Origin of the sequence: Paenibacillus sp. MZ03-122A, from assembly GCF_024213325.1 — a bacterium.
In the GTDB taxonomy this organism is placed as follows: domain Bacteria; phylum Bacillota; class Bacilli; order Paenibacillales; family Paenibacillaceae; genus Paenibacillus; species Paenibacillus polymyxa_B.
The window spans coordinates 194510-208629 of sequence record NZ_JANAVI010000005.1; the positions used below are offsets into that span (position 1 = coordinate 194510).

Consider the following 14120-nt stretch of genomic DNA (forward strand, 5'->3'; position numbering starts at 1 on the left):
AGAAAATGTGTAAAAGAGCCATCAAAACCATGATGAACGTGGTTTTGATGGCTCTTTTTTTGTACCCAATACATAAGAATCCAGCGTAAGACTGAACCATAGTTGTTGCAGCCTCGACTGAATTCTTAAATTATCTTGTACACAAATACTTAGCAGGTTTGTGGCCGTGAAGTGGCGTGATCTGCTGGGAGGGAGAGTGTCTTCAAGGACGTCTCTTCGGATTGTTTGGCCGGGGATTCTTCCGCATCCTGCTCCTCGCTAAGCGATAAAATTTCGCCGCGCAACTTCAGCATTTTCTGATCCAGCTCGTAGGTTGCACGTGCGGCTTCGGTCAATCCATTAACGACATGTTCAGGCACTTTCTTATCAAACTTATAGTACAAAATATGCTCCATACTGGCCCAGAAATCCATAGCCAATGTGCGCAATTGAATTTCAACCTTGATCCAGCGTGTGCCTTCAAACAGGATCAGCGGAATTTCCACAATGACATGCAGGCTCTGGTAGCCGTTGGGCTTAGGATGGGCTATATAGTCCTTGACCTCCAGAATACGAATGTCTTCCCGTGTGTGAAGATGATCCATCAGACGATAAATATCTTTCACAAAAGCGCATACCACGCGCATTCCAGCGATATCATGAATTTCACGCAATATATTGTCCAAGGTCACTTCATGCCCTTTGCGCCGAACCTTTTCCACGATGCTGTGGGGCTCTTTGATCCGGGTTTTAATATGCTCAATCGGGCTAAAACCGTCTAACAGCTTCCATTCCGTCTGAATCAGCTTAATTTTATTCTTTAATTCCTCCAGAGCCAGCTGATAAAGGACGGGAATCTTTCTCCACTCCTCTAGTTGCTTGGCGTCGACACTGTTTTGATCCAGCTGTAGCTGAAATTCCTGCAAGGGTAATGGGACAGCATTCAGGTGCTTCCAATCCGGTTCATTCACAGAGCATTCTCCTAAATGAGGCTTATGATGTCCTCGATCTTTTTCGTAAAAATGCATTATCGTATACATTGTACACTATGTCAAAACCTACAGGCAAAGGAGAGACGGTCAAAGAAAAAAAGAAATACAACAAGAATTATAGTGGTAAAACCGAGTAATCCGATGTATAATTACAAAAATGCTGATTTAGAGCATTTAATTCTTTTGAAAAAATCACAAATGTAGAGTATCCATCATTAGATTAAAAATATAAATTACAGAAAAGAGGAAAAGAAAAATGGCAAAAGTAGAAAGTTTTCAATTAGATCACACGATTGTAAAGGCTCCTTATGTAAGAGCAGCGGGAGTAGAGCATGACGAAAAAGGAAGCACAGTACAAAAGTATGACTTGAGATTTTTGCAACCCAATGAAGATGCACTCCCTACAGCTGCTGTACATACGCTGGAGCACTTATTAGCAACGTATCTGAGAGATGAAATCAAAGGAATTATTGATATCTCTCCTATGGGATGCAGAACGGGGTTTTACTTGATTCTATGGAATGAACATGAGCCTGAGGAAATTGCACTCGCTTTGGAAAAAACTTTGAAAAGAATTCTGGAAACGACAGAGGTTCCGGCTGTTACTGCTTTAGAATGCGGGAACTACAAGGACCACTCTCTTTTTTCCGCGCAGGAATATGTGAAGATTGTATTGGAAGCTGGTATTAGCCGCGATCCTTTCGAAAGAGTACTTTAAAATCTATGATTTCGATTGACCTATCTCATCAGACAGCGGTAGTGACAGGCGGCAAGTCAGGCATAGGCAAGGGAATTGTAGAGCTTTTCATTCAAAGCGGAGCTAAAGTGATTTCTGCTGATATTTCTTATGAAGAGCCGTATAGAGTGGTTAATCCACAGTTGGTTGAAACGCAATTGGACATATCGAAACCGGATGATATCGAAAGATGGTGCGATCTACTAATCAGCGAAACGGGAGTTCCTGACATATTGGTGAACTGCGCAGGTACTTCTACGATGGATTATGTCATTGATAGTGAGTTAGCTGATTGGGAGAAAGTATTTTCGATCAATTCAACTGGGCTGTATGTAGCGTCCAAACGGTTTGCCAAGGAAATGGTGGATGCGCGCAAACCAGGGCGAATTATCCAAATTGCTTCGCAGGCTGGAAAAAATGGATATCGGGCCATGGGCGGATATTGTGCATCCAAACATGCGGTTCTCGGCTTGACCAAGGTGATGGCCATTGAGCTTGCTCCGCATCAAATTTTGGTGAATGCGGTTTGTCCAGGTATCGTAGAAACGCCGATGAAGCATCGCGAACGGATTGAAGGGGGCGTCATTCGCGGAATGACCGCTCAAGAAATATACGAAGAAGATTGTTCACAGGTACCTTTGGGGAGAACGGCTGAGGTGGAGGATGTTGCCAATGTGGTGCTGTTTCTGGCCAGTCCGCTCTCTGCATATATGACAGGACAAGCGATTAATGTTACAGGTGGAATGACGATGCACTAGCATACATGATCTGGGGGAAAACAACATGAAGAAATCGTTCGTTTTACTATTAGGGATTAGTTTATTATTGGTTGCTGCAGGATGCGGTAATAAAAGTTCTGACAGCAATGGCTCCAGCGCCGCTTCCGGTTCGGAAACGCAAAAAGTAGTCATCGGCTCCATGGGCTCTGACGCCCAGATCTGGAAGCATATTGCCCAGTCCCAGGCCGCCAAGGATGCCAAGCTGGACATTGAAGTGAAAGAAATTAACGGCGGAATCGAAACGAACAATGCGACCAAAGAAGGCGAAGTAGACGTGAATGCATTCCAATCGTGGGCGTACCTGGTTAGCTATAACAAAGAGAGCAAAGCTGATTTGAAGGCTATAGCCACAACCTACCTGGAGCCCATGGGGATTTATTCGCAAAAATTCAAAAGCATCGATGAAGTGACCGACGGGGCTCTGGTAGCTTTGGCAGATAACCCAGCCAATACGGCAAGAGGTTTAAAGTTATTGGAAGCATCCGGTTTGATTAAACTTAAGGCTGACTTTAATGATGCCTTGGGTACAGTCAATGATATTACTAGCAATCCTAAAAACCTGAAATTTGAACTAATTGATGACAAAACAGGACCACGAGTGATTCAAGATGTAGGCTTGGTGCTGATTGGGAATACAATTGCTTTAGAAGGGGGGCTGAATGTACTGAAAGATTCCTTGTTCCATGAGGAGATCAGTCAGGCAACCAAAAATAATATTAACGTCCTGGTTACTTCATCTGATAAGGCGAATGACAAAGGGCTGCAAAAGTTAGCGGGTCTCTATCATAACGAGGATACTCAAAAATACATTAAAGATGAATTTGGCGGCACCAAAGTAGAGGTTAAAGAGCCGGTTTCTTATTTGGAAGGACAAACTACAAAATAAACTTATGAGGTCAGCCAGTTTTTTGGGTTGACCTCTTTTGTTCGTTAGTATTCGACTTGAGTTTGAGTATGGGTTTCGGTTCGATAATGTTTGGGGGAGAGTCCCTTTACCTTTTTAAAAATTTTCGAGAAGAGTAAAGGATCGTTATAGCCGACTGAACGGGAAATATCACCGATCGAAAGTTCAGCGTTTCCCATCATTTCACATGCTCTGTTGATCCTATAGTGAACCAAATAATCCTGAATACTTGTGTTCACTTGTTGTTTGAATAACGAACATAAATAGCTTCGATTGAGTCCGATAAAATTTGCAATGTGCTCAATGGTAATTTTCTGAGCATAATTCATTTCGATAAAATCCTTCACTTTTTCCACGTAAATTTCCGCCCGGCTTTCCTTTTGTTCGGGAGGTATTACCGGACCGAATTCTATAAGCTCCGATATCATTAAGCAAAGCAGACCGGTCAGTCTGGTTTCCCGAGCTTTATGGCATTCACTTGATTCGTTCATTCGCTGCAAATACTGATAAATCAAATGGTCTCCTTCAAAGTTGAGGATTGGACGCGTCATCGTTAGACCTGCTTGCTTGAGGAGTGTTTCTGCCAGTGCCCCGTCAAATCCAAACCAGCAATAAGACCAAGGATTCACTACATCGGCTTGATAATAAGTAATGACCTGGGGGCAGATTAGAAACCACTGTCCTTTCCGCAAGTGATAACTGAACCCACCGACCTCGAAGGTACCTTCTCCGTCCAAAATATAATGAAGCAGATAGTGATCTCTTATCGCAGGTCCAAAAAAGTGACTCGGTATGCATTCCTCTATGCCAAACTGAGTTAGATACAATTCAGAATGCTGTTTACTACGCGGCAAATATTCTATCACGCTAAATCTCCTTATGTAAATTATCAAGCATTATAACATAAATAGCGAGCACCATGCCATGTACTTCATATCTAAAATTAATATATGATTTCTGTAGAACCTACTGCTATATTGTTGAATCTTATCAAGCTTTACACCATATGAACATAGTTGATGGCTGTTACAAAATGCTTCTTCTGAGTGTCTTTTTGGTGTGGAACTCCGATGATTATTATCTAAGAGAGGGGTTATTTTCCCAATGGGTATCATTGTTCAAGAGCAAACAGGGCTGTTTCATTTGCAGTCGTCGGGCATGAGTTATATTATTCAGATTGTGGATGGATTTCCTGTCCATGTATACTGGGGAGACAGGTTGAAGCACCGCGAACCCATGGCTGACCTATTGCTTCACACTCCCGCGAAGGCTGGATTGGATCGGCTACCGCAAGAATATCCGCAGTATGGGAGCGGGGACTTCCGTAACCCGGCGTATCAAGTAGAGCTTGAGGATGGAACTCGTATCACGGAGTTAAAGTATATTGGCTACCGGATCACTAAGGGAAAGCCATCATTAACCGGGCTTCCGGCCGTATATACCGAAAATGAAGACGAAGCGGATACGCTGGAACTGGAGTTACAAGATGACTTTTCAGGGCTTAAAGTTGTTCTTCTTTATACCGTCTTCGCAGATCGAAACGTAATCGCTCGTTCGGCTCGTTTGAGTAATGCGGGAGCCAAGAATCTTCGGCTTCTCCGTGCTCTAAGTGCCAGTGTCGATTTTTCAGGTAAAAGCGATGTAGAGTTCATGTATCTTTCGGGAGCATGGGCTCGGGAGGGGAATATTACCCGCAAACCGATTCTTCAAGGTGAAACCCGAATTGATAGTAAAAGGGGCATGAGCAGCCATCAACTCAACCCTTTTGCTGCATTGGTTACTGGGGGAACAACGGAAAGCTATGGTGAGGTATTCGGCTTTAGCCTCGTGTACAGCGGGGGCTTTGAGGCGGGAGCAGAAATAGATTCATTCGGCTCAACACGGTTTAGCATCGGCGTGAACTCCTTTGATTTTTCGTGGTTACTGAGCCCAGGTGAGAGCTTCCAAACGCCAGAAGCCGTTATGGTTTACTCTGGTCAAGGGCTGGGAGAAATGTCGCGTACATATCATCGCTTGTATCGGACTCGTCTTTGCCGAGGGAAATATCGGGATGAAGAACGCCCTATTCTGGTCAATAACTGGGAAGCTACCTATTTTGACTTCAATGCAGATAAGCTGGTATCGATAGCGAAGGAGGGGGCAGAGCTAGGCATCGAACTTTTTGTCTTAGATGACGGTTGGTTCGGAAAACGGGATTCTGACAATTCGTCTCTTGGTGATTGGTACGAGGATCGTCGGAAGCTGCCAGACGGACTTGCCGATGTCGCGAAACGCATCAATCAATTGGGGCTTAAATTCGGACTCTGGTTTGAGCCGGAGATGATCTCTCCAGACAGCGAGTTGTACCGGGAGCATCCAGATTGGTGCCTTCACGTTCCAGGACGGCGACGCAGTGAAGCCAGATGGCAGTTGGTGCTGGACTATACTCGCAAGGAAGTACGCGATTACATCTACGATTCGCTGGCTGCCATTTTCTCCAGCGCCCCAGTTTCTTACGTGAAATGGGATATGAATCGCTGCCTGACGGAAATCGGTTCCGCAGCTCTGCCGCCAGAGCGCCAATCTGAGACTGCCCATCGCTATGTTCTTGGATTGTATGAGCTGCTGGAGCGCGTCACCGCCGAATTTCCGCATATTCTTTTCGAGAGCTGTTCAAGTGGCGGAGGACGTTTTGACCCAGGCATGCTTTACTACATGCCTCAAGTATGGACTAGTGATAATACCGATGCGGTGGAACGTCTGAAGATTCAATATGGAACTAGCCTTGTCTATCCTGTAAGCGCCATCGGAGCGCATGTGTCGGCAGTTCCAAACCATCAAGTTGGACGCATAACACCCCTTGATTTTCGAGGTGATGTGGCCATGTCAGGAAATTTTGGATATGAGCTTGATCTCACGAAATTCACCGATGAGGAAAAAGAGACGGTCAAACGCCAAATCGCAGTATACAAGCAGATACGTGGCTTAGTACAGAAAGGTGACTTGTATCGCTTAAAGAGCCCGTTTGAAGATAACGAATCGGCTTGGATGTTTGTTTCTGAAGACCAAGAGGATGCCATCGTCTACTATTTCCAAGTGATGGCTGTCCCGAACGCGCCTTGGCGAGCCCTGCGCCTTGACGGACTAAATCCAGAGCTCGAATATGAAGTTAAGTCAGGAAATAGCGGGCAAAAGTCTATCCATGGGGGGGATCGGCTTATGAAGTTGGGCCTCCCTCTTCTTTACAGACAGAAAGACTATGAAAGTGGATGGTTCAGGCTTCGGGCAATAAAGCCTGGTAAGGCTTAAGGATCAGTACAACAGTATAATTGCCGAAAGAGAAAAACAATCGATGGAGTTATGCCCCTTTTTATATGAAAAGGGGCATTTTGCGCGCATCAGCGTACTGATTGGGGAGGGGCAAGTCATGTTTTTTATACGAATGATGAATGACATGAAACTGAGAAAGAAGATGACGCTTACATTCATTTCGGTAGCTGTTCTTCCCTTGCTGTTATGTGGCCTGTTTCTGACGGGGAAGCTTCGAGAGGCCGTTATTAAAGACGCCTTTATGCAAGTGTCCAACAATGTCGAGCGGGTCCGAAATCGTACAGAAGAATTGATCAAAGTGCCGCTGGACATCTCGTACCGGCTGACCAATGACAATCGGATGAAAATGGTAGCCAGCCAGAAGTATGACAGCTACATCGAAGTCATTCAGGCATACCGGGAGTATACAGGTATTCGTGACTACCTCCAGTTGTACAAAGAGATATCCGGCATCCGTGTCTATGTCTCTAATCCTGGAGCACTTAATAATTGGGAATTTATCCAACCGGATGATAGGATCACAACCGCAGATTGGTACAAGGAGGCCATCGCGCAGAAAGGATTGGCCGGCTGGAATTTAATTAAGGATGAGAGGGACGATGCCGATTATCTCAGCCTGATTCGATCATTTTCAGTGGATTCACCAGGACGAAAAGGGGTTCTGGTCATAAATGTTAACCAGCGCCAATTAAATTCAATCCTGAATCAGGAATCGTTCCCTACCTTGATCGTGGATAACCGGAATCAGATTGTCGCGTCCAATGAAGCAGAGTTGTTCGGGAAGAATCTTTCTGAAATTCATGCCGACGAAAATATACTTTTCCATCAGGAAGGAAGTTACAACATGCTCATCGATGGAAAAGCGTCGAAGGTGGTTATCGCCAATCTAGCTCCACAGAATAGCTGGAATGGACTTCGCATTATTTCCATTTTTTCTGTTTCTGAGATTACCCGAGATGCTAATCAAGTGATATGGCTCGGCGGAATCGCGATCACAGCCAGCCTGATATTTGCAGCCTTGCTTATCTATGCTTCTGCTTCGCTATTATCCAGAAGGCTTCTTCGCTTGAGCAAGCATATGACCCAAGTAGGGGCGGGCTCATGGGAAACCTATCTCCATATCGATGGGAAAGATGAAGTGGGTCTATTATCGAGGGAATTTAACGCGCTCGTCAGCAGCGTAAACCATTTGGTCCAGGAGGTCCAAGAGACGAATCGCCAGAAAAGACTCGTAGAGCAAAGACAAAACGAGATCAAGTTCAAAATGCTGGCAAGCCAGATCAATCCGCATTTTCTCTTCAATTCTTTGGAGTCTATCAGAATGGAGGCCCACATTCGCCAACAGGACGATATCGCTAAAGCAGTCTGGCAGTTGAGCGCGTTGTTGCGCAGCAGTCTGGAGGCTGGTAACGACAAGATTCCACTGCGTAAAGAGCTTGAACAAGTGTGCTGTTATCTCGATCTTCAAAAGTTTCGGTATGAAGACCGTTTGGAGTATCGCTTAACCGTTGATCCAAATTTGGAGGAAATGTTGGTTCCAGCTCTGATTATCCAACCATTGGTGGAAAATTCTATTGTACACGGTTTGGATAATCAAGCAGAAGGAGCTGTCATTGAAGTGAAAGTTAAGGAAATCCCGGAGGGGGTTCGAGTTATGGTATGTGACAACGGCGCTGGTTTCACGGCCGATCGTCTCGCCCTAGTACAAGCAGAGCTTGCTGCATCCGTACATGAACAGGAGGTCCAGCGAATTGGACTACGAAACGTAAATGATCGTCTCGTCTTACTGTATGGGACCTCTAGTGCTTTACATATTGAGAGCGAGCCTGGGAAAGGCACTTGTATTCAGTTTTTCATACCTGGGGGTGAATCCAAATGATTAAGGTAGTCATCGTTGACGATGAGCCGAAGCTTCGTCAAGGGCTTCAAACGCTGATCCCATGGGAAAGCCTCGGATTTATCGTTACAGCTACGGCAGCCAATGGAAAGGAAGCACTGGGAGTCATCGAGGAAAAAACTCCTGATGTCGTAATCGTAGATATCCGCATGCCGGTTATGGATGGCCTACAGTTGATTGAGCACTTGAAATCCAGCGGTCATCATTTGCACTTTATGATCCTCAGTGGATATGCCGACTTTGAGTATGCCAAACAAGCGATCAAATACGGGGTGTTCGGCTATCTCGTTAAACCGGTCGACATTGATGAAATGTCGTCCAGTTTAAAACGGATACGCGAGCGGATCGAAGAGGAGCGTCTTCAAGGGGAGTGGCGTAAGAGAGAGGTTATAAATCGAGATTTATACCTGCATAGCTTGCTTGTCTCTCAAGAGAGAACTGAAGATCCGGCCAAGTTGAGAAGTAAGGCAAAAGAAGCAGATTTGTTGTGGAGCAACTACGAAGTCGTGGTCGTCTACCCGCGTGTTTCTGAAGTGGACCGTTCTGATGTCGCATACCAGCTTTCGAATGGATTGAAGGCAAAGATAGAGGGGCAGATGATGGGACTTGTCACAGTAATCCCCCCGTATACAGTCCTGTTGCTCAACGCGCCGCTGCGCGGAAGAGAACGGCGTGAAATTCTGCACAATGAGATTCGTAATGTTGCAGATAATGTCCGGTTCGCCGCTGCAACCGGAGGGGGAGTATCTGCTCCTGAAGATATTTGTAAATCTTTTTTAAAGGCCCAGGAAGCGGTAAAACAATCCTTTTTCAGCGAGAAGAACCGACTGCTAGGTCCGTACCCTTTCTTTTCTTCTTCGCTGGATTCTCCCCGATTGTCTGCTGATAAAGCTGAGGAAACGATGGAGGAATTCATCTTCCGCCTGTATTACAGTCTGGAAGTAGGAAACCAAACCGCAATACTGCCATTATTGAACGAGGCGGCTGCATTTTTACTCAAACAGGGGCAAGATGAGAAGTCGATCAAAGAGTCCTTCTTTTTTCTGTCCAATGCAATCATTCATAAGCTGACCGCGGGTTTCTGTATCGAGTTGAAAGAGACGGAGGAAGTTTCCCGTTTTTTAAATGGGATATACCAGCATGATCATCTATATGATCTTTTGGAAGAGACCCACCGTTTCCTGCTAACATTGGCGCAAGACTCTGAACACCGTGGAAAGGAGCTGGAATTCAAAAAAATGATCGACTTCATTCACAAGCATTATGCAGACAACCTGAGGCTGGAAGCGTTAGCCGGACTACTAAACTATAGTACCGCCTATTTGGGTCAGCTTTTCAAGAACAAGACGGGGGAGTACTTTAATACCTATCTGGACCGAGTCCGTATTCAAAAGGCCAAGGAGCTGCTGGGTCAGGGAATGAAAGTATACGAAGTCGCCGAAAGCGTCGGCTATACAAGCGTCAACTACTTTTACAGCAAATTCAAAAGATACGAAGGCCGTTCACCGTCGGAATATAGAAATCCATAATTTGTGGATGATTTTTTCCGAAATCCGTTGTATGGGTTCTGACTCTCCTCTGTTTTATGATTGGTTTTAAGAGAGGGGATGAAAAAATGAAAGCGGTAACAGCAAATTCGGAAAACGTATACAAAAAACCGAAGCGGAATGCTTGGAAGGTATTTAAAAGCCAGAGGTATCTTTACTATATGTCCATTCCGTTTGTTATCTGGGTCTTCATCTTTCAGTATTTGCCGCTATGGGGCTGGACAATGGCATTTCAGAAATACAGACCTGGTTTGAGTTTTTTTGAACAGAAGTGGGTGGGCTTGGAGCATTTTCGTACATTGTTCCAAGATGATCATTTCTACCAAGTATTGCGGAACACGCTGGCTATGAGCCTTATGGGACTGGTCGCTGGCTTTATTGTACCCGTTGTCTTTGCTCTATTGCTCAACGAGGTCCGCATACAAGTGGTAAAACGATTTGTTCAGACCGTATCTTATCTGCCGCACTTTGTTTCATGGGTGGTTGCTGCAGGCATTGTCACCAAAATGCTTTCAGCGGATGGCGGTGTCGTAAACGATATGCTCATGGGTCTAGGCATCATCGATCAGCCAGTCCAGTTTATGGCCCAAGGTAAATTATTTTGGTGGGTTGTAACTTTCGGAGACATCTGGAAGGAAACGGGGTGGAACGCCATTATTTATCTGGCTGCCATCGCCGGTATTGGTCCTGAATTATACGAGGCTGCGCGGGTGGACGGCGCTAGCCGATTACAGCAAATGTGGCATATCACGCTGCCGGGGATCCGGCCGACTATTATCATTCTCCTGATTATGTCTATTGGTCATCTGCTCGGTACAGGATTCGAGAAACAATTTCTGCTGGGCAATCACCTGGTCATTGATTACTCTGAAGTACTTGATTTGTATGCGCTTAATTATGGTCTGGCGATGGGACGTTACTCTTTCGGAACGGCCATTAATATTTTTAATTCGGTGATAAGCCTGATCCTATTGTTTGCGGCTAATGGAATCTTTAAGCGCTATACCAACGAGAGCATTATGTAAGGAGGAGAATGGACATGGAGGCTGTCAAAAGCACTACGCCGGTCGGCGGATTAAACAACAAGCTTCAGGCGAAATCACCACAAGACCGAATCCTGGGGATAGTTGTTTATGTTTTCATGATTGTGGTCACCGTTCTGACGATCTACCCGTTCTTAAATGTGCTAGCTATCTCTTTTAACGATTCGATAGACACCATTAGAGGTGGGATCACCATCTGGCCAAGGCAATTTACTTTGAAGAATTACGACTTGATTTTCACCTATGAGGGGTTAATCACTGGATTCAAGATCTCCTTTCTGCGAACCGTCATTGGCACCGTAGCGGGCTTGGTCAGCGGCTCGATGCTTGCCTATACGCTTGCACGAAGTGATTTTCAAGCTAGAAGGTTCATCTCCATCTTTCTGGCCGTCACCATGTATGTTTCTGGAGGGTTGATTCCAGGTTTTATCCTGATGAAGGAATTGCATTTAATTGATACATTTGCCGTCTATATTTTACCAGGTCTGGTAAGTGCGTTTAATGTCTTCATTATTCGTTCCTTCATTGATGGTCTGCCTTATGCGTTACAGGAATCAGCCAAGCTGGATGGTGCCAACGATTTCACGATCTACTGGCGCGTTATTCTTCCTCTTTGCAAACCGGCATTAGCGACCGTAGCGCTCTTCTTGGCAGTTGGGCAATGGAACTCTTGGTTCGATACTTACCTGTTTAATGGGTCCAACGAATCGTTGACGACCCTGCAATATGAATTGATGAAAATTCTGCAAAGTACGACAACAAGCGCAACCAATTCCCAGGACGCTGCCAATATGGCCGAGCGTATGGCACAGGTTTCACCGGAATCCGTCAAAATGGCAATCACCATCATTGTTACAGTGCCGATTCTTATCGTCTATCCTTTTTTACAAAAATATTTTGTTAAGGGTATGACGCTCGGAGCGGTAAAGAGCTAAACGAAGCAAACATTCACTATAATGGGAGGTTTCGCTCCATGAAGCCAAGAAAAAATAGAATGGTCGTATCTTTCGTAATGTCACTGACTTTAGTCGCGACCCTTGCAGGGTGCAGCGGTAATAATCCGTCTGAGGCTACCAAGGCCGTAACAACAGGAGACATCACACTTACTTATTTTTCGGAAGACTCCAGCACAAATTGGAATAGCATGAAGGATCAAGTCGGTAAGGTCATCGCTGAAAAAACCGGAGTAACTCTAGATGCTGAATTCGCTGTCGGAGACCCGGTCCAAAAGATTTCGTTGATTGCAGCCACAGGAAACTATCCTGATTTGATCGCTGCTAAGGCGGATGTCGGCAAACTTGTCGATGCTGGTGCAATCATTGATCTGACGGATTTGATCGACAAGCACGCACCGAACATCAAAAAAATGCTGGGAGACAAGCTTGTTCGGACAAAGTACAGTTTGGACGACCCATCGATCTATGTGATTCCGACCTGGTCCGCTGTCGAGGAGAAAAAAATTAAACCCGACGTAGGGTTTAAACTCCAGCATCGTGTCGTCAAGGAAGCGGGATACCCGGACATTCGTACGGTACAGGATTTTGAAAAAGTCATTAAGGGCTATATCACCAAGCATCCGACGGACGAAAATGGCAATAAAAATATCGGATTGTCCCTTAATGCCGACGATTGGCATATGTACCAGGTAACAAACTCAGGATTTCAAACGACCGGGGGACCAGACGACGGCGAATACTACATTGATCAAAAAACACACCAAGCCACTTATCATTTCCGCCGACCGGAAGAAAAGGAATATTTCCGCTGGTTGAATCACATGAACTCCATTGGATTGCTTGATCCGGAAAGCTTCGTGCAGAAGACCGATCAGTTTAAGGCGAAGGTGGCTTCAGGCCGCGTACTGGGCTTGGCCGATCCAGAATGGGACTATGGCGACGGGCAAAATGCGCTAAAAGCGGAGGGCAAATTCGACCAAACATACGGTCATTATCCAGTCACCATGAGCAAGGAATATAAGGACACCAACTTTTGGCTTCCTGGCTTTGATGGGGGATATGGAATCTCGATCTCTAGCAAGTGCAAGGACCCGGTACGCGCTATCCAGTTCCTCGACTTTCTGGCATCGGAAGAGGGGCAAATCCTGAATAATTGGGGGATTGAAGGAAAGCATTACACGGTTAAAGACGGCAAACGGACGATTATTCCGGCTGTGCTGGAACGGATGAACAATGACAATGCAGCTTTCCAAAAAGAATCTGGAATCGGTCTATATTGGAACTTGTCGGTCCATTATGGTGATGGCATCAAGGACTCCACCGGCAACTACTTTACTCGTAGTTATCCGGAGATGCTGACAGCAACTTATAACAAGTCGGAGAAGGAAGTCCTAAAGGCCTATAAGATTGATCATTGGAAAGATCTATTCCCAAAAGAAGAAGAATTCCAACCGAGAGCATACGGAGCAGCCTACACGATGTCTCTCCCCAATGACGATCCGGCTGTTATTCTCGGAGCCAAGATGAAGGATATTACATGGAAACGAATTCCGGAAGCTGTCATGACCAAGCCGGAAAACTTCGATAAGGTTTGGGATGCCTATATGGCAGAGCTGGAGAAAGCCGGAGTACAAGAAATGGAACAATCCTTTACCAAACATATTCAAAACCGGATTAAGCTATGGTCTACTAACTAATTCGTTTTGCAAAAAGAACGGGGCCGTTTCGACTTTCCTGCCGGAGAGAAGACGGTCCTTTTTTTATAATGGTTTATCATAGACTATATTGTTCAAGTTACAAACCAATAGCGGCCGCCTCGGTTATTTTCTGAGGTGGCCGCTGTTCGTTAGCGAAAGGCTTCTACGCTGCTTCATGGTGCTGGATGGGACGGTAAAATTACAGGCACGTTCAAAGTAATTACCAATTTGTCGATGTTGTTATCAGAATCCAGCCACATACCCATCGTCCGAAGTATCTG

The 14120-nt window shown here is 45.3% G+C and carries 11 protein-coding genes; 9 read left to right on the forward strand and 2 right to left on the reverse strand.

Features of this window, described 5'->3' with window-relative positions; genetic code table 11:
* Positions 1 to 149: 149 nt before the first annotated feature.
* Positions 150 to 950, reverse strand: coding sequence for a GTP pyrophosphokinase (locus tag NLX74_RS13070; protein ID WP_061829985.1), 801 nt, complete (start codon positions 948 to 950; stop codon positions 150 to 152).
* A gap of 277 nt (positions 951 to 1227) precedes the next feature.
* On the opposite strand from NLX74_RS13070, the gene NLX74_RS13075 reads away from it, so the two are divergent.
* Genes NLX74_RS13075 through NLX74_RS13085 form a run of 3 tightly spaced genes read left to right on the forward strand, consistent with a single transcriptional unit; the run spans position 1228 to position 3372 of the window.
* Complete coding sequence (locus tag NLX74_RS13075) at positions 1228 to 1689, forward strand: S-ribosylhomocysteine lyase (RefSeq protein ID WP_029515967.1); 462 nt, start codon at positions 1228 to 1230, stop codon at positions 1687 to 1689.
* 5 nt (positions 1690 to 1694) lie between these two features.
* Positions 1695 to 2465, forward strand: a complete 771-nt coding sequence (locus NLX74_RS13080) for an SDR family NAD(P)-dependent oxidoreductase (RefSeq protein ID WP_061829983.1) — start codon at positions 1695 to 1697, stop codon at positions 2463 to 2465.
* A 25-nt stretch (positions 2466 to 2490) separates the two neighbouring features.
* Complete coding sequence (locus tag NLX74_RS13085) at positions 2491 to 3372, forward strand: MetQ/NlpA family ABC transporter substrate-binding protein (RefSeq protein WP_254328986.1); 882 nt, start codon at positions 2491 to 2493, stop codon at positions 3370 to 3372.
* 44 nt (positions 3373 to 3416) lie between these two features.
* Here NLX74_RS13085 and NLX74_RS13090 read toward each other — a convergent pair whose 3' ends face one another.
* The gene (locus NLX74_RS13090) at positions 3417 to 4256 is read right to left on the reverse strand and encodes an AraC family ligand binding domain-containing protein (RefSeq protein WP_254328987.1); all 840 of its coding nucleotides are present in this window, start codon (positions 4254 to 4256) and stop codon (positions 3417 to 3419) included.
* Positions 4257 to 4494: 238 nt separating this feature from the next.
* On the opposite strand from NLX74_RS13090, the gene NLX74_RS13095 reads away from it, so the two are divergent.
* From NLX74_RS13095 to NLX74_RS13120, 6 genes are all read left to right on the forward strand, one after another.
* Positions 4495 to 6678 (forward strand): alpha-galactosidase, encoded by a 2184-nt coding sequence (locus tag NLX74_RS13095; protein WP_254328988.1) that lies wholly within the window; start codon positions 4495 to 4497, stop codon positions 6676 to 6678.
* Between the two features lie 118 nt (positions 6679 to 6796).
* A complete protein-coding gene (locus NLX74_RS13100) occupies positions 6797 to 8578 on the forward strand; it encodes a cache domain-containing sensor histidine kinase (RefSeq protein WP_254328989.1) in 1782 nt (593 codons plus the stop codon).
* Positions 8575 to 10125 (forward strand): response regulator transcription factor, encoded by a 1551-nt coding sequence (locus NLX74_RS13105; RefSeq protein ID WP_254328990.1) that lies wholly within the window; start codon positions 8575 to 8577, stop codon positions 10123 to 10125. The genes NLX74_RS13100 and NLX74_RS13105 overlap by 4 nt, the downstream gene beginning before the upstream one ends.
* An 86-nt stretch (positions 10126 to 10211) precedes the next feature.
* Entirely contained in the window at positions 10212 to 11168 is a 957-nt protein-coding gene (locus tag NLX74_RS13110) for an ABC transporter permease (protein WP_235307119.1), read from the forward strand.
* 14 nt (positions 11169 to 11182) lie between these two features.
* On the forward strand, positions 11183 to 12121 hold the full coding sequence (locus tag NLX74_RS13115; protein WP_254328991.1) for a carbohydrate ABC transporter permease: 939 nt from the start codon (positions 11183 to 11185) through the stop codon (positions 12119 to 12121).
* 38 nt (positions 12122 to 12159) lie between these two features.
* Positions 12160 to 13839, forward strand: a complete 1680-nt coding sequence (locus NLX74_RS13120) for an ABC transporter substrate-binding protein (protein ID WP_254328992.1) — start codon at positions 12160 to 12162, stop codon at positions 13837 to 13839.
* Positions 13840 to 14120: the final 281 nt, after the last annotated feature.